Raw genomic sequence first — 20,840 nt, forward strand, 5'->3', positions numbered from 1 at the left:
TGGCCCCCCGCCTGCGCGGGGGGGACGGTATTCCGGATGCGCCTACGTTTTTAGAACTTGTGCGACAGACGCGCGAAGTAGGCGGCGCCGTTCAGGCCGAACTGCACGCTCTCATACTTGAAGCCATTATCCGTCTCATCCGGATTCTGCTGCGTCGGATGCACATTGAAGATATTGGTGCCGCCGACGGTCAGCTTGGTCTTCTCGGTGAACGACCACGTGAACGCGAGGTCGGCCGACGTCTTGGCCTTGTAGTACTGGTTCGGCACCGGCGGACCGGAGAACGTGCCCAGCGTCTGCGGACCGTAGTGGATGATGCGGAAGTCCGATTCCAGCTGGCCCAGCGTGTAGTCGAAGTCCAGCGTGGCCTTGCGGCGCGGGCCGCCCTGTTCGATGAACAGGCGCTCGCGTTCGGACAGCAGCACGTCTTCGTAGCCGGCCAGCGCGGCCGGTGCATGCACGCCCGTCACTTCGGTCTTGCTGAAGTTCATGGCGAGATACGTGGCCAGCTTGCCGGCGCCCAGGTTCGTGCGGTGCGACGCGGTCAGGTCCAGGCCGCGCGTGCGGGTGTCGACGGAGTTCACGAAGAACTGCGCCTGGCCCACGCCCAGGTTCTGCAGGATGGCGCCCAGGGCCGGGTAGTTGTCGGCGTCGAAGCGGCCCGACAGCACGATGCGGTTGTCGATCTGGATGTGGTACAGGTCGGCCGTGACGGAAATGGCTTTCGTCGGCGTCCACGTCGCGCCCAGCGTGTAGCTCTTCGATTTCTCTTCATGCAGCTTCGGGATGCCGGCCGCGTTGGCGACCTTGCCGCCGTTCGGCGCGAGCACGACGTCCATCGGCACGCCGGCGACGAAGTCGGTGAAGGTCGACGAGAAATAGACCTGTTGCAGAGACGGTGCGCGGAAGCCCGTGCTGGCCGAGGCGCGCAGCAGCAGGTCGTCCGTCGCCTTGAAGGCGCCGGCCACCTTGCCGGTCGTCGTCGAGCCGAAGTCCGAGTAGCGCTCGTGGCGCACGGCGGCCTGCAGCTTGGTGCGCGGGGCGATGTCGGCCTCGAAGTCGAGGTAGGCGGCGGAGCTGTGACGGTCGCGGTTGGTGGCGTCGCCCGGCTGGAAGCCCGGGAAGCCCTGGCTGCCGGCATTGCCGCCGAAGCCCAGGCCGTCGACGTCGTTGTACGAACCCGGCTCGCCCGCGAAGATCTGGTAGTTCTCCTTGCGGTATTCGAAGCCGAACGCGGCGTTCAGGCCGCCGAGGATGTCGTCATAGAAGCGGCTGAAGTCGGCGTTGGTCGTCAGCTGGCGGAACGAGAAGCCGCCGGCGTCGAATTGCGACGGGCTGATGCCCTTGCCGCCGTTGATCAGGTCCAGGTTCGCGATCGACGCGTTCAGCGTGTGCGCGATGTCGTAGCGCATGCGGTTGTAGCCATAGGTTTGCGAGAAATCGCTGGCCCAGTCGCCGATGCGGGTGCGGTAGCCGATGATGCCGTAGCGGTCGTCGATGTCGCCGTTGATGAACGGGACGAAGCCGCCCGGGTACATGGCGGCCGAGTTGCGCGACGGGATGTCGTCCGAACCGATGCCGCCGCGCGCCCATGCCGCCGACGACGCATCGCGCGTCTGGGCGCCGGCCGTCAGGTACAGCTTGCCCGGGCCGACCGGGAATTCGCCGTTCAGGTAGACGGTCTCGTTCTTCGACTTGGTGTCGCCGATGATGCGCAGGCTGCCCGGGTCGGAGCGGTTGGAGCGGCCGCGGTCGTAGTATTCGCCGGTGATGCCCAGCACGCCGTCCGCGACGGCCACGCCGCAGTACGCGGAGGCCAGCCAGTTCTTGCCGTCGTGCCTGGAATATTCGCCGAAACCGGCAACCGCTTCGCAGCCCAGGTCCTTGCGCAGCTCGACGTTGATGACGCCGGCGATGGCGTCCGAGCCGTATTGGGCGGCGGCGCCGTCGCGCAGCACCTGCACGTTCTTGATGGCGAGGACGGGGATCGCGTTCATGTCCGTGCCCGTGTTGCCGCGGTTGCGCGCGCCGAACAGGTTCACGAGGGCCGTCGTGTGGCGGCGCTTGCCGTTCACGAGCACGAGGGTCTGGTCGGAGCCGAGGCCGCGCAGGGCGGCGGAGTCGACCAGGTCGGCGCCGTCGGCACCGGTCTGGCGCGTCGAGTTGAACGACGGCGAGATGTTGGCCAGGGTCTGGGCCAGGTCGAACTGTCCGCTCTGCTCGGCGGCCTTCGTCAGCGGGATGTAGTCGACGGGAACCGGGGTATCGGTGGACGACGTGTTGCCGACGCGGCGCGAGCCGACGATGTTGACGCTCTGGATATTGGCGTCGGAAGCGGCGGGCGCGGTGGCATTTTGTGCGAAGGCGGCCGGCGCGAAAGCCAGTGCCGCGCTGCCGTACAGGCCCAGCAGGACGGACTGGCGGATCGTTGTAAGTTTCAAGGGGTGGGCTCCAGGGAAAAATTGCATATTAATGAATTTCCATGAAGGCAACCATTGGACGTCTCATAACCGCAACAAGCTCATCCATATCGGGAATTCATGGCGGGTGCTGGAAATGATGAGTGATTGTCGAAAGGCGGGGGCCGATGGCCGACGTGGAATGACCATTACAGCGTCGTATCACTTCCAAATACTCAATGAAAAATGCCAGTCAGCTTGACTGACTGGCATTGCGCGAAGCTGCCCCTTGATACCTGGCCGACCTTAGTTGGTGTAGATCAGGCCACGGCCGGTTCCGCTGAAGTAGATGCGGCCGTAGGTATTCCAGTCGCCCGCGATCGCTCCGATGCCGCCGAACTGGTGGGCGTCGTCGTTGAAGCGCGACCAGGTGGCGCCGCCGTCGTCGGAGCGCCACACGCCCCACACGCCGCTCCTCGTACCCACGACGTAGACCGCGGCCGAGTACGACGCGCCGGCCTTGGCCTTGCCCAGGGCGATGGCACTGGCAGCCGGGGATTGCCCCGTCGTGCCGCTGCCCGCCACCGTCGCGAAGCCGCTCAGCTTCGTCCAGGTCGCCGCGGAGTCCGTCGAATGGTACACGGCGTTACCGTCCGTCAGCCAGAGGTCGCCCTCGGCGTTCGGGTTTACCACCATCGACGTGGTCCACCATGCGTTCGGCGCCAGTTGCGCCGCCGTCGAGCCCGCGCTCAGCGTGAAGGTATGGCCGCCATCGGTCGAGACGTAGACCTTGCCGGCGGTGCCCCACGTTGCGCCGCCCGAGTCATAGGCGTAGACCTTGCTCGCGTTCTTGCGGTCTGCGGCCAGGCGGTAGCCGCGATCCCAGCCGTTGGCCACGCTCGGCAGCGGCGGCAGGTTAGTTGCGGTCCAGCTCGCGCCGTTGTTCGTGGTGTACGACGGCACGGAATTGGCCGGCGCCCAGATCACGTTGTTGCGCGACGTGACCACCAGGGTCGTGGAGCCACCCGTATTGTCCTTGGCTCCAGCGGGCAGGGTCGCGAAGTTCGCCCACGTCGCGCCGCCGTCGCCGGACCAGAAGCCGAAGCCCTTGGCATCAAGCCAGTTTGCGACGCCCGAACCGGCGATGTATTGCGGATCGGACCATGCCACGTCGGCCGCGTTGCCGCTGCTCCAGTTTGGCGTCGGGCCCCTGGTAGGTTTCGTCGCGAGGTCCGTCTGGATCCAGGTGCCGATGTCGCCCGCGCTGTTGACGAACTTGTACGTCGCGCCGGCCGGCGGGGTGACGAGCGCATTGGTCGCGGTCTCCTCGAGATTGGTGACGGCGTCGCCCCAGGTCGGCGTGGCCGTCGAGGCGTTCAGCGTTTCGAGGATACCGCCGCCATGGACGTGCGAGATGTGGTCGGGGTTGCTCGGATCGATCTCGATGTCGTCCACCCAGCCGCCGCCGCTGCCGCCCGGCTTGCCCAGTTCGATTTCCTTCCAGTTGGCACCGCCGTCGACCGACAACTGGACGACCTGGCCGAAACCCCAGGTGTTCGCGACGCCCAGCACGATGCGCGCATTCGCGCCGCTGCCGTAGACGGACAGGCCGCCGTAGCCGCCGTAGTCGACGCTGTTGAGCAGATCGAACCTGGTGCCGTCGAACTTGTACAGCTTGCTCGGCCCGCCGATCCCTGGGCCGCTGCCCTGGGTGAACGGCACATAGATCGTGCCGTCGACGCCGCGCACCATATGCGGAATGAAGCCGGAGACCGGCGTCGCGACCGGCGCCCACGACGCGCCGCCGTCGGTGGATTTGTACAGGTTCGAGGTCAGTCCGGCCGCGGCGACGTAGTCGGGCGCGATGGCCACGTAGATGGTCTGCGTGGCCGTGCCGGTGCCCTTGGTGCTCGTATCGAACACGACCGTCTCGATGCCGCCGTCCTTGACCTGGGCCGACGTCATCGTGACGGACGACAGCGACGTGACCTGGGCCCAGGTCTTGCCAGAATCCGTGCTCTTCCACAGGCCGGCCACGCGCGAGCCGAAGAACAGCGTCGACGGCTTGTTCGGATCGACCATCAGGCGTTCGCCGAGCGGGCGGCCGCCGTTATTGCCGCCCATCGCGAACGGCACGTCATAGTGCGTCCACGTGTTGCCGCGGTCGCTCGAGATATAGATACGGCCATTGCCTTCGAACGTGTACATGCCCGTCATCATGTAGACGAGCTGGTCGTTGTTCGGATCGAGGGCGATGCTTTCGATGCCGTGGAACCGGCTCTCGGTACCGCTGAAGCCGAGGCCGTCCGTGATCGGCGTCCACGACTTCGACGTGTCGTCCCAGCGATAGGCGCCGCCGATGTCGGTGCGGGCATACAGCACGTGCGCGGACGTCGGGTGATAGATCAGGCCCGTGACGTAGCCGCCGCCCCCCCACTTCACGCTCGTCCACGTGGCGGCCGCGCCGCTGGCGTCCGTGCCTGGGCTCGTGCTGCCCGGGTCGGTCGTGCCGCCGGTGCCGCCCGTGCCGCCGGTACTGCCGGTGCCGCCGGTGCCGCCCGTGCCGCCCGTGCCGCTCGAACCGCTCGAACCGCTCGAACTGCTCGAACCGCTCGAACCGCCGCCGCCGCAGCCTGCCGCGAGGCTTGCGATGATCGCCAGGACGATGAGTCGTTTGTTTTGAATTCCCATGATGTCTCCTACCAGATACAAGATTAATGGTTCAATGTCCGGGCCGGCGGACGGCGCCAGGTATGGGTGTCGAAACTGCCCTCGGACTGGCGCGACGTTTATAGAACGCAAATGTTTCTTATATATTTAATACCCTTGTGGCCGCACGATCACGCTGCAGCTACCTGCTTCGTCAGAAAGCGAGTGCTGTCCGCCTCTGCTCCGCGAAAGATCCTCCGCCGTTCGGGAGCGTTCGGCGTCCGATACGCGGATTAACCAAATATTCCGCCACAATTAATAAACATTAACTGAGTCTAGACGCCAACATTTTCTACTGTCAACGCGAATTGCGAGTGAAAAATGCCAGGCCACAGTATGATTTTTCGTTTGGCCGGCCACGGCCGGTGCGCTGTTCGTCGCCATGACGGGGCTACGGCCAGGCCAGCGACCGCCGGTGTTCGCTGGCCGCCGGCTTCGACCATCACCTCGTCAAACCGCTCGATTTGCAGGCGTTATACGCGCTCCTCGACGCGTCCATTCCGGGCTGAGTAGAATGCCTGCCATCCAACAGCCCAAAAGGAAAACAGGATGAGCTCGATTCCGCTCCCTACTTACGATGACGTCGTCCAGGCCGCATCCCGTATCGCCGGCGTCGCCAACCGCACCCCGGTGCTGACGTCGCGTACCGTCGACGAGGCCTTCGGCGCCCAGGTCTTTTTCAAGTGCGAGAACATGCAGCGCATGGGCGCTTTTAAATTCCGCGGCGCCTGCAATGCCCTGATGAAGTTCTCGCCCGAGCAGCGCCGCGCCGGCGTCGTCGCGTTCTCGTCGGGGAACCACGCGCAGGCCATCGCGCTGTCCGCGAAGCTGCTCGGCATCCCCGCCACGATCGTGATGCCGCAGGACGCCCCCGCCGCCAAGGTCGCCGCCACGCGCGGCTACGGCGGCAACGTCGTGATGTACGACCGCTACACGGAGGACCGCGAACAGATCGGCCGCGACCTCGCGCAGAAGCACGGCCTCACGCTGATCCCGCCGTACGATCACCCGGACGTCATCGCGGGGCAGGGTACGGCCGCGAAGGAGTTGTTCGAGGAAGTCGGGCCGCTGGATGCGTTCTTCGTGTGCCTGGGCGGCGGCGGGTTGCTGTCCGGCGCCGCGCTGGCCACGCGTGCCTTGTCGCCGTCATGCCGCCTGTACGGCGTGGAACCGGAGGCGGGCAACGACGGCCAGCAATCGTTCCGCTCGGGCGCGATCGTGCACATCGACACCCCGCAGACCATTGCCGATGGCGCCCAGACCCAGCACCTGGGGAACCTCACGTTCCCGATCATCCGGCGCGATGTCGACGACATCCTGACGGCCACCGACGACGAACTGGTGCAATGCATGCGCTTCTTTGCCGAGCGCATGAAGATCGTCGTGGAGCCGACCGGCTGCCTCGGGTTCGCGGCGGCGCGGCGCATGCAGGATGAGTTGCGCGGCAAGAAGGTCGGGATTCTCGTCAGCGGCGGCAACATCGACCTGGCGAAGCTGAGCGGCTTCCTGGCCGGCTGACTAGCGTCAAACCGGGGTCAGAGCCCGATTTTTGGAAATTGCCCAAAATCGGGCTCTGACCCCGGTGTTCATGTCGATTTCGTGATGCCTTGTTCGTCGTAGGCATGTGGCATCCATTTCACCCAACACTAGGAGGCATCATGAACAAGCAGATCTTCGTCAACCTGGCCGTCAAGGACCTGGACAAATCCAAGGCGTTCTTCGAGGCGCTGGGCTATACCTTCAATCCCCAGTTCACCAACGAGAGCGGTGCCTGCATGGTGATCGCGGACGGCAGCATCTACGCGATGCTGCTCACGGAACCGTTCTTCAAGACGTTCGTCGACAAGCCCCTCGTGCAGGCGAAGGAAGCGACGGAAGTCCTCGTCTGCCTGAGCTGCGAGAGCCGCGAGGAAGTGGATGCGCTGGTGGCGAAAGCCGTTGCTGCCGGCGGACGCGCACCGCGCCCGCCGCAGGACCACGGCTTCATGTATGGCCACGGGTTCGAAGACCTCGATGGCCATATCTGGGAACTGGCCTGGATGGCGCCCCAGGCTTGAATTAATTTATTGACTTCAGTTCATCGAGTGTAATCCGATGATGTTGCCCTCGGTATCTTCGACGAGGGCGATGTGGCCGTACTGCCCGATCGAGAACTTGTCCTTGAAGATGCGCCCGCCGTTCGCGGCGGCGCGCGCTGCCTCGACGGCGCAGTCGGCGCAGCTGAAATAGACGATCGTGCTGTTGCCGCCGGCCTTGCAGCCTTCCATCTTGACGATCGAGCCGGCCGCACCGCCGGCGTTCGGGTCGCCCGTGAAGGCCCACATCTCCAGGCCGCCCGGCGCTTCGCTGCCTTCCGGCGCGAGGTTGTCCAGTTTTGTTTCGAACACGGCTTCATAGAAAGCGCGGGCGCGCTTCATGTCGTCCACATAGATTTCGAACCAGCCTACGACGTTCCGTTCCATTTCGGTCTCCTTGATGAGTGGGTTGGGGGGTACAACGCCTGCGAATCAAATGGTTTCGACCGCGCCGCCGACGAGAATGGCGGCACCTTCCTTGCGCGTGCGGATCAGGCAATCGCCGCCCGTCGCGCGGCCCTGGCGCAGCCGGATGCCCAGGCCGAGCAATGCCGTCAGCGCACCGGCCGCGACGCCCGTCGCGCTGTCTTCCAGCCGCGGGTCGAGGTGGTTGAAGTTGCGGCCCTCGAACGTGCCGTCGTCCCGGCGGCACCAGGCATAGATGCCGTTGATGCCCGCTTCCTTGCCCCACGCGGCGATGCGTGCGAGGTCGGGCGCGAGGCCATATAAAGCGTCCGTATCCGCCACCTTGACGAGCAGCTTGGGACTGCCGACCGACGCCACGCGCGGCGGCGTGCCCAGCGACGCCGCCGGTACGCCCAGCAGTTCGGCCGCCACGTCGGCGGTCACGTCCCGCGCCGCCACCGGCTGCGCGGACAATCGCACGAAATATTCCTCGCCGTCCCGCACCAGTTCCAGATGTTGTCCTTCGACCGCCGTGCGTACGGCGATGGCACCCGCGTGCGGATCGCGCGCGAACAGCACGGCCGCCACGGCCAGCGTCGCGTGGAGACACAGCGGGCTGCGCTTGTGCGGATAGTAGTAATCGACGGACAACGCACCGTCGCTCCCCACGTCGATGAAGACGCAGGTCGTGTCGCGCGCGCGGGCGAGGGCCTGGCGTGCATCCGGGTCTTGTTCTTTGTCCTCGATGACGAGGGCCGGGTTCCCGGTACCTGGACGGGAACTGAAGCAGCGCAAAGAATGGATGTGCATATTTGGCAAGGTCGGGTTCGTCGGATATACTGGGTTTATATACAGTATTTCATAATACACCATTTTGCCTGAAATGCCATGCCAAATCTTCCGCCGACCCGCCTGAGTCCACCCACGCACGACCCCCACCTGGGCGCGGCGGCAGGGCTGCCGGCGTATGCGGAACTGTTTTGCCTGTCGAACTTTTCGTTCCTGCAAGGCGCGTCGCATGCGGAAGAACTGGTGGACCGCGCCGTGCAGCTGGGCTACACGGCGCTGGCGCTGGCGGACGAGTGCTCGCTGGCCGGCGTCGTGCGCGCGCATGCGGAAGCGAAGCGGGCCAAGCTGCCGTTCATCGTCGGCGCGCATTTTCATCTGCAGCATCCGGAGGATGGCAGCCGCGCGTTGTCCCTGTTATTGCTGGCGCAAAACCGCAACGGCTACGGCAACCTGTCCGAGATGATCACGCTGGGCCGCACGCGCAGCGAGAAGGGCACGTACCGGCTGCATCCGTCCGATTTCGATGCGCCGCCCGAAGGCCTCGAGCACCTGCGCGGCATGCCGGACTGCCTGGCGATCCTGCTGCCCGCGTATTCGGGCCACTCATTTGCCCAACCTTCGGAAGACGTCGACCGCCTGCACCATCAGGCCGCATGGCTGGCGCAGACCTTTCCCGGCCGCGCGTGGCTCGGCCTCACGCTGCTGCACCGCGCGTTCGACGACGCGCACCGCGCCACCATCGAGGAAGTGGCGTGGCAGCACGGCATGCGCATCGTCGCGTGCGGGCACGTGACGATGCACGTCCGTTCGCGCAAACCGCTGCAGGACACGATGACGGCCATCCGCGCCGGCAAGCCCGTGGCGCAGTGCGGCTACCAGCTGGCGCCGAACGCGGAGCAGCACCTGCGCTCGCGCGTGCGCCTCGCGAACATCTATCCGCGCGCGGCGCTGGACGAGACGGTGCGCATCGCGCGCCTGTGCACGTTCTCGCTGGACGAGCTGCGCTACGAGTACCCGGACGAGGTGGTCCCGCCCGGCCACACGGCCGCGAGCTACCTGCGCGAGCAGACCTGGATCGGCGCGCACCGGCGCTTCACGGAAGGCATCCCGGCGAAGGTCCAGGCGCAGATCGAATACGAGCTCGCGCTGATCGCCGAGATGCGCTACGAGCACTACTTCCTGACCGTGTACGACATCGTGCGCTACGCGCGCTCGCAACACATCCTGTGCCAGGGCCGCGGCTCGGCGGCCAATTCCGCCGTGTGCTACTGCCTGGGCATCACGGAAGTCGATCCGGCGCGGGGCAACCTGCTGTTCGAGCGCTTCATCTCCCGGGAGCGCAACGAACCGCCCGACATCGACGTCGACTTCGAGCACCAGCGCCGCGAGGAAGTCATCCAGTACATCTACCGGAAGTACGGGCGCACCCGCGCGGCGCTGGCGGCCGTCGTCATCAGCTACCGCCCGAAAAGCGCGCTGCGCGACAGCGGCCGCGCGCTCGGCGTGGACCTCGCCATCGTCGACAAGGTGTGCAAGCAGCACCACTGGTTCGACGGCAAGGCCGATTTGCTGAACCGCCTGGCCGAGAGCGGGCTCGATCCGGACGCGCCGCTGTCGCAGCAATGGGCGTCGCTGGCGCAGCGCCTGCTCGGTTTTCCGCGCCACCTGTCGCAGCATCCGGGCGGGTTCGTGATGGCGCGCGGGCAGTTGTCGCGCCTCGTCCCCATCGAGAACGCGACGATGGAAGACCGCAGCGTGATCCAGTGGGACAAGGACGATCTCGAGGAACTGGGCCTCATGAAGGTCGACGTGCTGGCGCTCGGCATGCTGTCGATGCTGCGCCGCGGACTGGAACTGGTCGGCCTGCGCCACGGCACGACGTTCGAGATGCAGGACATCCCGCACGAGGACCCGGCCACATACGCGATGATCCGCCGCGCGGACACGGTCGGCGTCTTCCAGATCGAATCGCGCGCGCAAATGAGCATGCTGCCGCGGATGAAGCCGAAGACGTTCTACGACCTCGTGATCCAGGTCGCGATCGTGCGTCCCGGCCCGATCCAGGGCGGCATGGTGCATCCGTATTTGCAGCGGCGCGAGCAGAAGGAGCCGGTCAAGTATCCGAGCCCCGACATGAAGGTGGCGCTGGAACGGACGCTGGGCGTGCCGATCTTCCAGGAGCAGGTGATGCAGGTGGCGATCCTCGCGGCCGGCTTCACCCCGGGCGAGGCGGACCAGCTGCGCCGCGCGATGGCCGCGTGGAAGAGGAAGGGCGGCCTCGAAAAATACTATGAGCGCATCGTCGGCGGCATGCTGGCGAAGGGCTACGACCAATCCTTCGCGGAGCAGATCTTCAGCCAGATCCAGGGCTTCGGCGAATACGGCTTCCCCGAATCGCACGCGGCCAGCTTCGCGCTGCTCGCGTATGCCAGTTCCTGGCTCAAGTGCCACGAGCCCGCCGCGTTCCTGTGCGCACTGCTGAACAGCCAGCCGATGGGCTTCTACAGCCCGTCGCAGCTCGTGCAGGACGCGCGCCGGCACGGCATCGAGGTGCGTCCCGTCGACATCACGATCAGCAGCTGGGAGTCCACGCTGGAAGACCTCGACGATCATGCACGCGGCCAGCCCGCCGTGCGCCTCGGCCTGCACATGCTGCGCGGGATGGCACAGGAAGCGGTGGAGCGCATCGAGCTCGCGCGTGCGCTGCGGCCGTTCGCGAACGTCGCCGACCTCGCGCGCCGCGCTGGACTCGATCGCGGCGACCTGCAGGTGCTCGCCGCCGGCAATGCGCTCGGACCGCTCGCGGGCCACCGCCGCCAGGCCTTGTGGGAAGCGGCGGGCGCCGTGCCCGACAAGGATTTATTGAAGCCCACGGCGCCCGACGAGGACGTGCCCGAGCTGCCCGCGCCGCAGGAGGGCGAGGAGATCGTCGGCGACTACCGCGCGCAGGGCCTCACGCTGGGCCGCCATCCGCTGGCGCTGCTGCGCGACCGGCTGCTGGCGCAGCGCTTCCTGCCGGCCGACGTGCTGCACGATTTCCAGAATGGCCAGCTCGCGCGCGCCTGCGGCATCGTCACCGTGCGCCAGCGTCCCGGCACGGCGAAGGGCGTGCTGTTCCTGACCATCGAGGACGAGACGGGCAACATCAACGTGATCGTCTGGCCGCAGCTCGTCGAGCAGCAGCGGCGCGAAGTGCTGAACGCGTCGCTGCTGGGCGTGTACGGCGTGTGGCAGCGCGAAGGCGAAGTGCGTCACCTCGTCGCCAGGCGCCTCGTCGACATGTCGCACCTGCTCGGCAAGCTCGATGCGCGCAGTCGTGACTTTTGCTAGGTTTTGCTTGACACAATCGGCATAAACTTTTTATATTAAAAGAATGCTCACCGCGAACTCCACCTTTCTGACTTCCCTAGCGCTACCGCTAGTGCTACCGCACCTGGCCTGAATCGCCATTCCCGCAGCTCGTCCTCAGTTCGTCTGCCGTGCCGTACCGCCGAAGTTTCAGAATAAGGTTCGCCATTCCATGTTCTCTCCCGTCTTTCGACTAGCGTCCGGTTGCCTGGCCACGTGCCCCGTGGCAGCCGGGCAGCCTTTCCGCCACCTCTGATTTCCGTCGTCTGGATTCCGTGATCCGCATGCGCGCGCCATGCGGCAGGGACCCGTCGCGTCCGCGTTTTCCCACAGCCCTGAAAAGGAGTCGTCCATGTTGTCGCACCCCGCAGCAAAGTACCGCCGTTTCCCGACAGTCCCCACCGAATCTCTCGTCACCTTCCGCGCCTGGCCGGACCGCATCATCGACCGTCCGCCCATCTGGATGAGCACCGACCTGCGCGACGGGAACCAGGCCCTGATCGAGCCGATGAGCGTGGAGCGCAAGCTGCGCATGTTCGAACAGCTCGTCAAGATCGGCTTCAAGGAAATCGAAGTCGCGTTTCCCTCCGCGTCGCAGACGGATTTCGATTTCGTGCGCAAGCTGATCGAGGAAGACCGCATTCCGGACGACGTGACGATCGAGGTGCTGACCCAGTCGCGCGAGGACCTGATCCGCCGCACCGTGGACTCGCTGCAGGGCGCGCGGCGCGCCATCGTCCACCTCTACAATCCGATCGCGCCCGCGTTCCGCCGCATCGTGTTCGGCGCGACCCGGGAAGACGTCAAGCAGATCGCGCTGAACGGCACCCGCCTGATCAAGGAACTGACCGACGCGCGGCCCGGCACGGAATGGGTCTTCGAGTACTCGCCGGAGACGTTCAGCATGACCGAACTGGAATTCTCGAAGGAGGTGTGCGATGCGGTCTCCGCGATCTGGCAGCCGACGCCGGACCGCAGGATGATCGTCAACCTGCCGTCGACGGTCGAGTGCAGCACGCCGAACGTGTATGCCGACCAGATCGAATGGATGCACCGCCACCTGGAGCGGCGCGACGCCATCGTCCTGTCCGTCCATCCGCACAACGACCGCGGCACGGCCGTCGCGTCGGCGGAACTGGCGGTGATGGCGGGCGCGGACCGCGTCGAAGGCTGTTTGTTCGGCAACGGCGAACGCACCGGCAACGTGGACATCGTCACCCTGGCGCTGAACCTGTACACGCAGGGCATCCACCCGGGCCTCGATTTTTCCGACATCGACGCGGTGCGCCAGTGCGTCGAGGACTGCAACCAGCTGCCCGTCCACCCGCGCCATCCGTATGCGGGCGACCTCGTGTTCACCGCGTTCTCCGGCTCGCACCAGGACGCGATCAGGAAGGGCTTCGCCCAGCAACAGCCCGACGCGATCTGGGAAGTGCCGTACCTGCCCATCGATCCGGCCGACCTGGGACGTAATTACGATGCCGTGATCCGCGTGAACAGCCAGTCGGGCAAGGGCGGCATCGCGTACCTGCTCGAACGGGAATACGGCTTTGTCCTGCCGCGCCGGCTGCAGATCGAATTCAGCCGCGCCGTGCAGCACGCGACGGACAGCAGCGGACGCGAAGTCGCCGCCGCCGACATCCACGCGATCTTCCGCGGCGAGTACCTGGACCCGGGCCGTCATGTCTATCGCGGTCACGCCATGTCGAATGAAGGAGAAAACGGCACGCGGCTGGAGGTCGACATCGAGATCGACGGCGTGCGCACGACCCGTCACGGCATCGGCAACGGCCCGATCGACGCGTTCGTGAATGCGCTGGACCTCGACGTCAAGGTGATGGACTACCACGAGCACGCGCTGGGCCGCGGCGCCGATGCGCAGGCCGCGTGCTACGTCGAGCTGCGCGTCGGCAGCGGCGGTTCGCTGTTCGGCGTCGGTGTGGACGGCAGCATCATGACCGCGTCGTTCCGGGCGATCCTCAGTGGCGTGAACCGCCACTTCGCGGCCGCGGCGTAACACGACGTGGAGGGGCGCGCGCGGCGCGATCGTTTATCATCGTGGGTTTCGCGCCCGCGCGGCCCACCATTCTTCACGCCATGACACCTGAAAAAACTCCGCACTGGGGCCTGGCCATCGACACCGAGCGCTGCATCGGCTGCCATGCCTGCTCCGTCGCCTGCAAGGTCGAGAACTCGGTCTACCTCGGCATGTTCCGCACCAAGGTCTATTACCACGACTTCCACGGCAAGAACGCCGCCGGCAAGGTCACGCCGAAGCGCGCGTTCCTGCCCGCCCTGTGCATGCAGTGCGAGGACGCGCCGTGCCTGAAGGCGTGTCCCACCGAATCGATCCGCCGCGACGCGGACGGCGTCGTACGCATCGACGTGGACAGCTGCGACCGGTCGCGCGACTGCATCGCCGCGTGCCCGTACGGCGCCATCCATATCGATCCGGTCGCGCAGGTCGCGGACAAGTGCGACTTCTGCAGTCACCGGCTCGACGCCGGCATGCAGCCGGCGTGCGTGGAGGCGTGTCCCGCCGACGTGTTCGCGTTCGGCGACCTGAACGACCCGGGCAGCGCCGTGAGCCGCTTCAACGCGCGGCACGGGAAGGAGCTGGCCGTGCTCAAGCCGCAGGAGGGCACGAGGCCGGCCGTGCATTACCGCGGCATCGGCACCGTCGTGCCGCGCGCCGTCGAGAACAAGCTGCCGAAGGGCCGCAACCACGATCCGTTCACGTACGAGATCGACACGTGGGCGGAGCTGCGCGCCGATTATGGCACCGTCGTCGGCAACGCGACGGCCAAACCGAAGGGAGGCAAGTGATGGAACGACGCGGTTTCCTCAAGTCCGGTCTCGGCGCGCTGGCCACGCTGGCCGTCGGCGAGACCATTCTGCTCGCTCCGGGCGATGCTGCGGCCGCCGCCGCCGAGCCATTGAACTACACGACCGGCGCGGACGGCAAGGCCCGCAAGCGGCACGTCGACTACCGCACGGCCACGGCAGTGAAAAGCGTGTGCCTGAACTGCTCCACCGTGTGCGGCATCGAAGGGTTCGTCGAGGACGGCAAGGTCGTCAAGATCCGCGGCAATTCGCTCGATCCGAACCTCGGCAGCTTCATGACGTGCGCGAAGGGGCAGAGCGGTCCCACGATCAACACGTATCCCGAGCGCCTGCTGTACCCGCTCAAGCGCGTGGGCAAGCGGGGCGAGGGCCTGTGGAAGCGCATCACGTGGGACGAGGCGTACGACGAGATCGCGGCGCGCATCCGCAAGAGCATCGCGGACGGCCACCCCGAGCGCGTGGCGATCCACCAGGGCCGCTCGCGCTACGAGGCGGAGTTCGCGCGCTTCCTGAACGCGGTCGGCTCGCCCGTCCTGCTGAACCACCGCGCGCTGTGTTCGTCGAACAAGCGCGCCGCCAACTACGTGAGCCTGGGCGAGACCGACTGGGAATCGATCGACGCCGAGCGCTGCCGCTACTTCCTGAACTTCGGCGCCAATTTTTATGAGGCCCACCAGGGCGGCCTGCATCTGGTAAAACGCGTCGTCAAGGCGCGCTTCGACCACGGCGCCAAGCTCGTGACGTTCGACGTGCGCATGTCGAATACCGCGGGCCGCAGCGACGAATGGTTCCAGCCGCATCCGGGCACCGAAGGCGCGATCGCGCTCGCGATGGCCCACGTGATCCTGCGCGAGAACCTGCACGACCGCGCCTTCATCGAGGACTTCGTGCAGCCCGGCGAAGCGCAGCTGCGCACGTGGCTGAAGGATTGCACGCCGGCGTGGGCGCAGACCCAGTCGGGCGTGCCGGCTGCGGACATCGAACGGATCGCGATCGAGTTCGCACGCGCGCGTCCCGCCGTCGCCGCCTTCACCAACCGCGGCACGGGCGCGCACTACAACGGCTTCAACAACGAACGCGCCGTCGTCATGCTCAATGCGCTGGTCGGTTCCGTCGGCCGCCCGGGCGGCTATTGCTACGGGCTCGAGGAGAAGCTGGCGCCGGCGAAGTACCCGGCGCCGCAGCCCGAGCCGCCCAAGGTCAGGATCCGCACCGACCTGGAAGACCCGCCGGAGTGGCCGCTGGCGAACCGGTGGCAGAAGATGAAGGTGGGCCAGGTCGTGTACGACTACCTGGAGCAGGGCCGCGCGCAGCTCGACGTCTACCTGAGCTACACGATCGTGTCCCCGATGACGTGGCCGGAGGGCCGCGCGACGGCCGCCCGTGTGCTGGCCGACGAAAAGCTGATCCCGTTCCACGCCTGCTCGGACATCGTGTATTCCGAGATGGCGCACTGGGCCGACCTGATCCTGCCCGATGCGACCTATCTCGAACGGTGGGGCATGGACATCCGCAACAACCTCGAGCTGCAGCACTACGTGATGCTGCGCCAGCCGATGACGGCGCCGCCGGGCGAGGCGCGGTCCTTCCCCGAGGTCCTGTTCGACGTGGGCCGGCGCCTGGCGCCGGAGCAGGCGAAGTATTTCGCGTTCGGCGCGCACGAGGACTTCGTGCGCGCGCAGTGTTCGAAGCTGCCGACGCAAGGTCCGGACGGCCGCACGTTCGCGTCGGGCTTCGACTATATGAAGCACTACGGCGTGCATGTGGACACGAGCCAGCCCAAGACTTACGAGGTGTACCGCCGCAGGCTCGGTGCCGCGCAACTGGACGGTACGCGCGTCGACGGCACGGGCCGCATTCTCAAAATGGACAAGACGGGCAAGGAGCGCGCCATCGGGATGATGGTGAAGGGCGAGCCGCTGCGCGGGTTCGCCACGCCGTCGCGCCGCTTCGAGATCCTCGCGCCGGAAGTGGCGGAGGTCGCGGCGAAGGCGGGCATGGCGGACGACGGCATGCCGGCATTCCACCCCGTGCCCGGCCTGGACCGGCTTGCCGACGACCGCTTCGTCCTGACGACGTTCAAGTGGAACGTGCACACGCAGGGCCGCACGGCGTCGCAAAAATACCTGTCCGAGATCGTGCACGACAACCCGATGTGGATGCATCCCAAGGTCGCGCGGCGTATCGGCGTGAAGTCCGGCGACATGGTCGAACTGACGACCTACCGCCCCCGCTCGGGCACACTGGGCGACGTCGCCTTCAAGGCCGCGCCCGCGGGACGCGAGGAGGTCGTGGGCCGCGCGCGCATCCGCGTGTTCGTCACCGACGCCATCCATCCGAAGGTGCTGGCCGTGTCGAACTCGCTGGGCTGGCAGGTGGGCGGGCGCGCCGCGCAGGGCCGCGCGGGCGCGCGCGACGCCGTGCTCGATGCCACCGGCCAGGCGCCGATGCGCAAGAGCCTTGCGCCGGCGCCGCGCGTCGACGACCTCACGAACGGCGTGTGGTGGGACGCGCGCAACGGCGGGCGGGGCAACGGCGTGAACATCAACGCCATCCTGCCCGTCAACCCGGCGCCGCTGGTGGGCATGCAGTCGTGGTTCGACACGGTCTGCAGCGTGCGCAAGGTGTAAGGGGTCAGAAGGTCGCCGGCAGGGCGGGACGAGCGACGGGCCTTGCCGCCACCGGCGCAGCCAGGCTGAACCCGCGCTCGACCTTGAACACGCCGACCACTTCGGCCAGCGTCGCCGCCTGCTCCTGCATCGACGCGGCGGCCGCCGCCGCTTCCTCGACGAGCGCCGCGTTCTGCTGGGTCACCTGGTCCATTTGGCCGATGGCCTGGTTGACCTGCTCGATGCCGCCCGTCTGCTCCTGCGTGGCGCTCGTGATCTCGGCCATGATGTCGGTCACGCGGCGGATGCTGCCGACCACCTGTTCCATCGTCGCGCCGGCCTGGTCGACGAGCTTCGTGCCCGCGTCCACGTTGGCCGCCGACGTGGCGATCAGGTCCTTGATCTCCTTCGCCGCGGCGGCCGAGCGCTGCGCGAGGTTGCGCACTTCCGACGCCACGACCGCGAAGCCGCGTCCCTGTTCGCCGGCGCGCGCCGCTTCCACGGCCGCGTTCAATGCGAGGATGTTGGTCTGGAAGGCGATACCGTCGATGACGCCGATGATGTCGGCGATGCGGCTGGCCGACGCGTTGATGGCGCCCATCGTCGTGACGACTTCGCCGACCACGGCGCCGCCCTGCGTGGCGATGGCCGACGCCGCGATGGCGAGCTGGTTGGCCTGGCGCGCATTGTCCGCGTTCTGGCGCACGGTCGTCGTCAGTTCTTCCATCGACGCGGCCGTCTCTTCCAGCGCGCCGGCCTGCTGCTCGGTGCGGGCCGACAGATCGAGGTTGCCGGCGCTGATCTCGCGCGAGGCCGTCGCGATGGTGTCCGTACCGCCGCGCACCTGGCTGACGATGCCCACCAGGCTGTCGTTCATGTGGCGCAGGGCGCGCAGCAGGGCGCCCGTCTCGTCCTGCGTATGCGCTTCGATCGCGTGCGTCAGGTCGCCGGCCGCCACCGTCTCGGCCACGGCCACCGCGGCGCGGATCGGCAGCACGATGCCGCGCGTGAGCAGCCACGACACGAGGGCGCCCAGCGCCAGCGCGCAGCTGCTGAAGATGACGATCAGGCGGGTGCTGAGCGTCGCGTCGGCATCGATCGCGGCGGCGGTGGCATCCATGCTGGTGCGCTGCATGGCGACGAGGTCTTGCAGCAGTGCCTGGTATTTCTGGGCGGCCGGCGTGAACGCCTGGTCGAGGATGCGCGCGGCTTCGTCCGCGTTGCCGTCGGCCTTGGCCTTGACGGCGCCGTCGCGCGACGCGCTGTACGTCTTGCGCTGTTCGACGATTTGCGCGAACAGGTCATGTTCCGGACCGCTGGCCGCGATCAGCGGTTCGATCTGCTTGAGCAGTTCGGCGGCGCGCTTCACCGAGGCCGCCGCGTCGTCCTTGAAGTACGGGCCGAGCGACGGGTCGGTGCTCTTGACGATGGCGGCGGTACGGCGGATCGACGCGTAGTTCAGGCTGTACCAGTCCGTGATCAGGCGTTCCTTCGTGAGCGGCACGGCCATCATGGCCTTGGTCGCGTTGGCGACTTCGGTGAGGCGCCACGCGCCGACCGCGGCGATCGCCACCGTCATCGCGAGGATGAGGGCGAAGCCCAGGCCGAGGCGTCGGCCGATCTTCATGTTTGCAATGAGTCCCATCGTGAGTCCTTGTGAAACGAAGGGGCATATTGTACGCATCATATTTTCCACCTGGAAAAATAAATTCTGTAAAGAAACTTTTACGCAACACTCCACTACGTAGTTTCCACAGGTTGCCTATGGGAATTGTTAAACGATCCATTGTCGCATTTGGACGCATCTGTTAGCGTAAAAAAGGGTGGCGGCATCGTCCACCCGTTTTTTTTGTTCACGGATACTCATGAAATCTTCCCGCATTCTCCGCACCACCCTGTTCCTGGCGGGCGTCATCGGCACCCAGGCCGCCGGCGCCGCCGCGCTGCCCGCGCCGTTCGCCGAACAGCTGAACGCCAGCTACCCGGCCATCGAAACGCTGTACCAGGACCTGCACCGCAACCCCGAGCTCGGGTTCAACGAACACCAGACCGCGGCCAAGCTGGCCGAGCGCGCCAAGGCGCTGGGCTTCGACGTCACGACCGGCGTCGGCGGCACCGGTGTCGTCGCCATCCTGCGCAACGGCCCCGGCCCGACCGTGATGCTGCGCACCGAGCTGGACGCACTGCCGGTCCAGGAAAAAACGAGCCTGCCGTTCGCCAGCAAGGTCACGACGAAGAACGCCGCCGGCGACACCGTCTCCGTGATGCACGCCTGCGGCCACGACCTGCACATGTCGGCGTGGTACGGCACCGCGAAGCTGATGGCCGGGAACCGCAAGGCCTGGAGCGGCACGCTGATGCTCGTCGGCCAGCCGTCCGAGGAGCCGGTGAACGGCGCCAGCGCGATGCTGAAGGATGGCCTGTTCACGCGCTTCCCGAAGCCGGATTACGCGCTGTCGTTCCATGACGACGCGTCCATGCCGTCCGGTACGATCATGTACCACGCCGGTCCGTTCCGCGCGTCGTCCGACGTCGTCAGCATCACCGTGTTCGGCCAGGGCGGCCATGGCGCGGTACCGCACGAGGCGCGCGACCCGATCGTGATGGCGTCGCGCATCGTGCTGGCGCTGCAGACGCTCGTCTCGCGCGAGAACAACCCGATCGACCCGGTCGTGATCACCGTGGGCAGCATCCACGGCGGTACGCAGGCGAACATCATTCCCGACCAGGTGACCTTGCAGCTGTCCGTGCGCACCTTCAAGCCGGAAGTGCGCAAGCGCGTGCTGGCCAGCATCGCGCGCGAAGCGAAGGGTGAAGCGATGGCCGCCGGCGCGCCGAAGGAACCGCTGGTGGAAGTGAAGCCGGGTACGGATTCGGTCTACAACGATCCGGAGACGCTGGCCCGCATGGTGAAGGCCGTGCAGGGCGCAGTGGGCCCCGAGTTCGTGAAGGAGATGCCGCCGAAGATGACGTCGGAAGATTTTTCGCAGTATGGCCAGCAGCCGGGCGTGAAGGCGATCCTGCTGCACGTGGGCGCCGTCGACGCCGCCCGCCTGGACGCCGCGAAGAAGGCCGGCCAGCCGCTGCCGGGTACGCACTCGCCGCAGTGGGCGCCGGACTTCAAGCCGACCGTCGTCAATACCATCAAGGCCGAGACGGCGATTTTGCTCGACCTGATGCCGCCGAAGTAATCAGGCCGGCGAGGTGCCGAAGTACGCGTGCACCTCGCCCATCCAGCGCGTATCGGCCATGTCCGGCCAGTGGTCGGTATCGAAGCCGGGCGCGCTGGCGATGCGTTCCTTGGGGATGTCCATCGTGAAGCGCTTGTGCTGCGGGTCCAAGGTCAGCACCTGCCAGGGCACGGCGAAGAGTTTTTCGCCCAGCCCGAGGAAGCGGCTGGACGACATCACGGCGTAGGCGATGGCACCCGTGCGCATGTCCACCATGAATTCCTTGATGACGCCCAGGTGCTCGTTCTGCAGGTTGTGGACGTGGTCGCCGATCAGGGTGTTCGCGCCCATCAGCTCCGGGCCCGGACCCTTGCCGTGCTTGTTCTTGTACATGCCGTAGTCGTCGCGTTCCTCGTAAGACATTTTCCGTCTCCTCGCCACATTCCAGTCCGGGAGCACAAGGATAACCCGAGTCCGACGCGCCGGTTCGGC

At 66.5% G+C, this 20,840-nt stretch carries 13 protein-coding genes; 7 read left to right on the plus strand and 6 right to left on the minus strand.

What is annotated here, in order from left to right; all coding sequences use genetic code 11:
- Positions 1-50 precede the first annotated feature (50 nt).
- Together ACL58G_RS11820 and ACL58G_RS11825 are read right to left on the minus strand one after the other, a co-directional pair.
- Complete coding sequence (locus ACL58G_RS11820; RefSeq protein WP_440967042.1) at positions 51-2,441, minus strand: TonB-dependent receptor plug domain-containing protein; 2,391 nt, start codon at positions 2,439-2,441, stop codon at positions 51-53.
- Between the two features lie 264 nt (positions 2,442-2,705).
- Positions 2,706-5,090 (minus strand): VPS10 domain-containing protein, encoded by a 2,385-nt coding sequence (locus ACL58G_RS11825; protein ID WP_440967044.1) that lies wholly within the window; start codon positions 5,088-5,090, stop codon positions 2,706-2,708.
- A 567-nt stretch (positions 5,091-5,657) separates the two neighbouring features.
- Between ACL58G_RS11825 and ACL58G_RS11830 the strand changes: the two genes are divergently transcribed.
- Together ACL58G_RS11830 and ACL58G_RS11835 are read left to right on the plus strand one after the other, a co-directional pair.
- Positions 5,658-6,626 (plus strand): threo-3-hydroxy-L-aspartate ammonia-lyase, encoded by a 969-nt coding sequence (locus ACL58G_RS11830; RefSeq protein ID WP_440967046.1) that lies wholly within the window; start codon positions 5,658-5,660, stop codon positions 6,624-6,626.
- Positions 6,627-6,766: 140 nt separating this feature from the next.
- Positions 6,767-7,165: a VOC family protein gene (locus ACL58G_RS11835; RefSeq protein ID WP_176936259.1), complete on the plus strand. Its 399-nt coding sequence runs from the start codon at positions 6,767-6,769 to the stop codon at positions 7,163-7,165.
- 15 nt (positions 7,166-7,180) lie between these two features.
- Here ACL58G_RS11835 and ACL58G_RS11840 read toward each other — a convergent pair whose 3' ends face one another.
- Together ACL58G_RS11840 and ACL58G_RS11845 are read right to left on the minus strand one after the other, a co-directional pair.
- Positions 7,181-7,570, minus strand: coding sequence for a VOC family protein (locus tag ACL58G_RS11840; protein ID WP_413383577.1), 390 nt, complete (start codon positions 7,568-7,570; stop codon positions 7,181-7,183).
- A gap of 45 nt (positions 7,571-7,615) precedes the next feature.
- On the minus strand, positions 7,616-8,398 hold the full coding sequence (locus ACL58G_RS11845; protein ID WP_440967048.1) for a PhzF family phenazine biosynthesis protein: 783 nt from the start codon (positions 8,396-8,398) through the stop codon (positions 7,616-7,618).
- A 78-nt stretch (positions 8,399-8,476) separates the two neighbouring features.
- On the opposite strand from ACL58G_RS11845, the gene ACL58G_RS11850 reads away from it, so the two are divergent.
- From ACL58G_RS11850 to ACL58G_RS11865, 4 genes are all read left to right on the plus strand, one after another.
- Entirely contained in the window at positions 8,477-11,707 is a 3,231-nt protein-coding gene (locus ACL58G_RS11850; protein ID WP_440967050.1) for an error-prone DNA polymerase, read from the plus strand.
- Positions 11,708-12,077: 370 nt separating this feature from the next.
- A complete protein-coding gene (gene leuA / locus ACL58G_RS11855) occupies positions 12,078-13,742 on the plus strand; it encodes a 2-isopropylmalate synthase (RefSeq protein ID WP_440967052.1) in 1,665 nt (554 codons plus the stop codon).
- Positions 13,743-13,822: 80 nt separating this feature from the next.
- Positions 13,823-14,551 (plus strand): 4Fe-4S dicluster domain-containing protein, encoded by a 729-nt coding sequence (locus tag ACL58G_RS11860; protein ID WP_413383584.1) that lies wholly within the window; start codon positions 13,823-13,825, stop codon positions 14,549-14,551.
- A complete protein-coding gene (locus ACL58G_RS11865; protein WP_440967054.1) occupies positions 14,551-17,199 on the plus strand; it encodes a molybdopterin-containing oxidoreductase family protein in 2,649 nt (882 codons plus the stop codon). The genes ACL58G_RS11860 and ACL58G_RS11865 overlap by 1 nt, the downstream gene beginning before the upstream one ends.
- Before the next feature lie 4 nt (positions 17,200-17,203).
- On the opposite strand, the gene ACL58G_RS11870 is transcribed toward ACL58G_RS11865, so the two are convergent.
- Positions 17,204-18,823 (minus strand): methyl-accepting chemotaxis protein, encoded by a 1,620-nt coding sequence (locus tag ACL58G_RS11870; protein WP_440967055.1) that lies wholly within the window; start codon positions 18,821-18,823, stop codon positions 17,204-17,206.
- 220 nt (positions 18,824-19,043) lie between these two features.
- Between ACL58G_RS11870 and ACL58G_RS11875 the strand changes: the two genes are divergently transcribed.
- A complete protein-coding gene (locus ACL58G_RS11875) occupies positions 19,044-20,369 on the plus strand; it encodes an amidohydrolase (RefSeq protein ID WP_440967056.1) in 1,326 nt (441 codons plus the stop codon).
- On the opposite strand, the gene ACL58G_RS11880 is transcribed toward ACL58G_RS11875, so the two are convergent.
- The gene (locus ACL58G_RS11880; protein WP_440967058.1) at positions 20,370-20,771 is read right to left on the minus strand and encodes a PRC-barrel domain-containing protein; all 402 of its coding nucleotides are present in this window, start codon (positions 20,769-20,771) and stop codon (positions 20,370-20,372) included. It abuts the gene before it with no gap.
- Positions 20,772-20,840 lie beyond the last annotated feature (69 nt).

This window comes from Massilia sp. GER05 (genome assembly GCF_052056005.1).
GTDB classification, from domain to species: Bacteria; Pseudomonadota; Gammaproteobacteria; order Burkholderiales; family Burkholderiaceae_D; genus Telluria; species Telluria orientalis.

Bases quoted from the DNA above. Each gene is read 5' to 3' on its own strand.
- ACL58G_RS11825 (WP_440967044.1), bottom strand. From the start codon at position 5,090: ATGGGAATTCAAAACAAACGACTCATCGTCCTGGCGATCATCGCAAGC.
- ACL58G_RS11830 (WP_440967046.1), top strand. From the start codon at position 5,658: ATGAGCTCGATTCCGCTCCCTACTTACGATGACGTCGTCCAGGCCGCA.
- ACL58G_RS11835 (WP_176936259.1), top strand. From the start codon at position 6,767: ATGAACAAGCAGATCTTCGTCAACCTGGCCGTCAAGGACCTGGACAAA.
- ACL58G_RS11840 (WP_413383577.1), bottom strand. From the start codon at position 7,570: ATGGAACGGAACGTCGTAGGCTGGTTCGAAATCTATGTGGACGACATG.
- ACL58G_RS11845 (WP_440967048.1), bottom strand. From the start codon at position 8,398: ATGCACATCCATTCTTTGCGCTGCTTCAGTTCCCGTCCAGGTACCGGG.
- ACL58G_RS11850 (WP_440967050.1), top strand. From the start codon at position 8,477: ATGCCAAATCTTCCGCCGACCCGCCTGAGTCCACCCACGCACGACCCC.
- leuA (WP_440967052.1), top strand. From the start codon at position 12,078: ATGTTGTCGCACCCCGCAGCAAAGTACCGCCGTTTCCCGACAGTCCCC.
- ACL58G_RS11860 (WP_413383584.1), top strand. From the start codon at position 13,823: ATGACACCTGAAAAAACTCCGCACTGGGGCCTGGCCATCGACACCGAG.
- ACL58G_RS11865 (WP_440967054.1), top strand. From the start codon at position 14,551: ATGGAACGACGCGGTTTCCTCAAGTCCGGTCTCGGCGCGCTGGCCACG.
- ACL58G_RS11870 (WP_440967055.1), bottom strand. From the start codon at position 18,823: ATGGGACTCATTGCAAACATGAAGATCGGCCGACGCCTCGGCCTGGGC.
- ACL58G_RS11875 (WP_440967056.1), top strand. From the start codon at position 19,044: ATGAAATCTTCCCGCATTCTCCGCACCACCCTGTTCCTGGCGGGCGTC.
- ACL58G_RS11880 (WP_440967058.1), bottom strand. From the start codon at position 20,771: ATGTCTTACGAGGAACGCGACGACTACGGCATGTACAAGAACAAGCAC.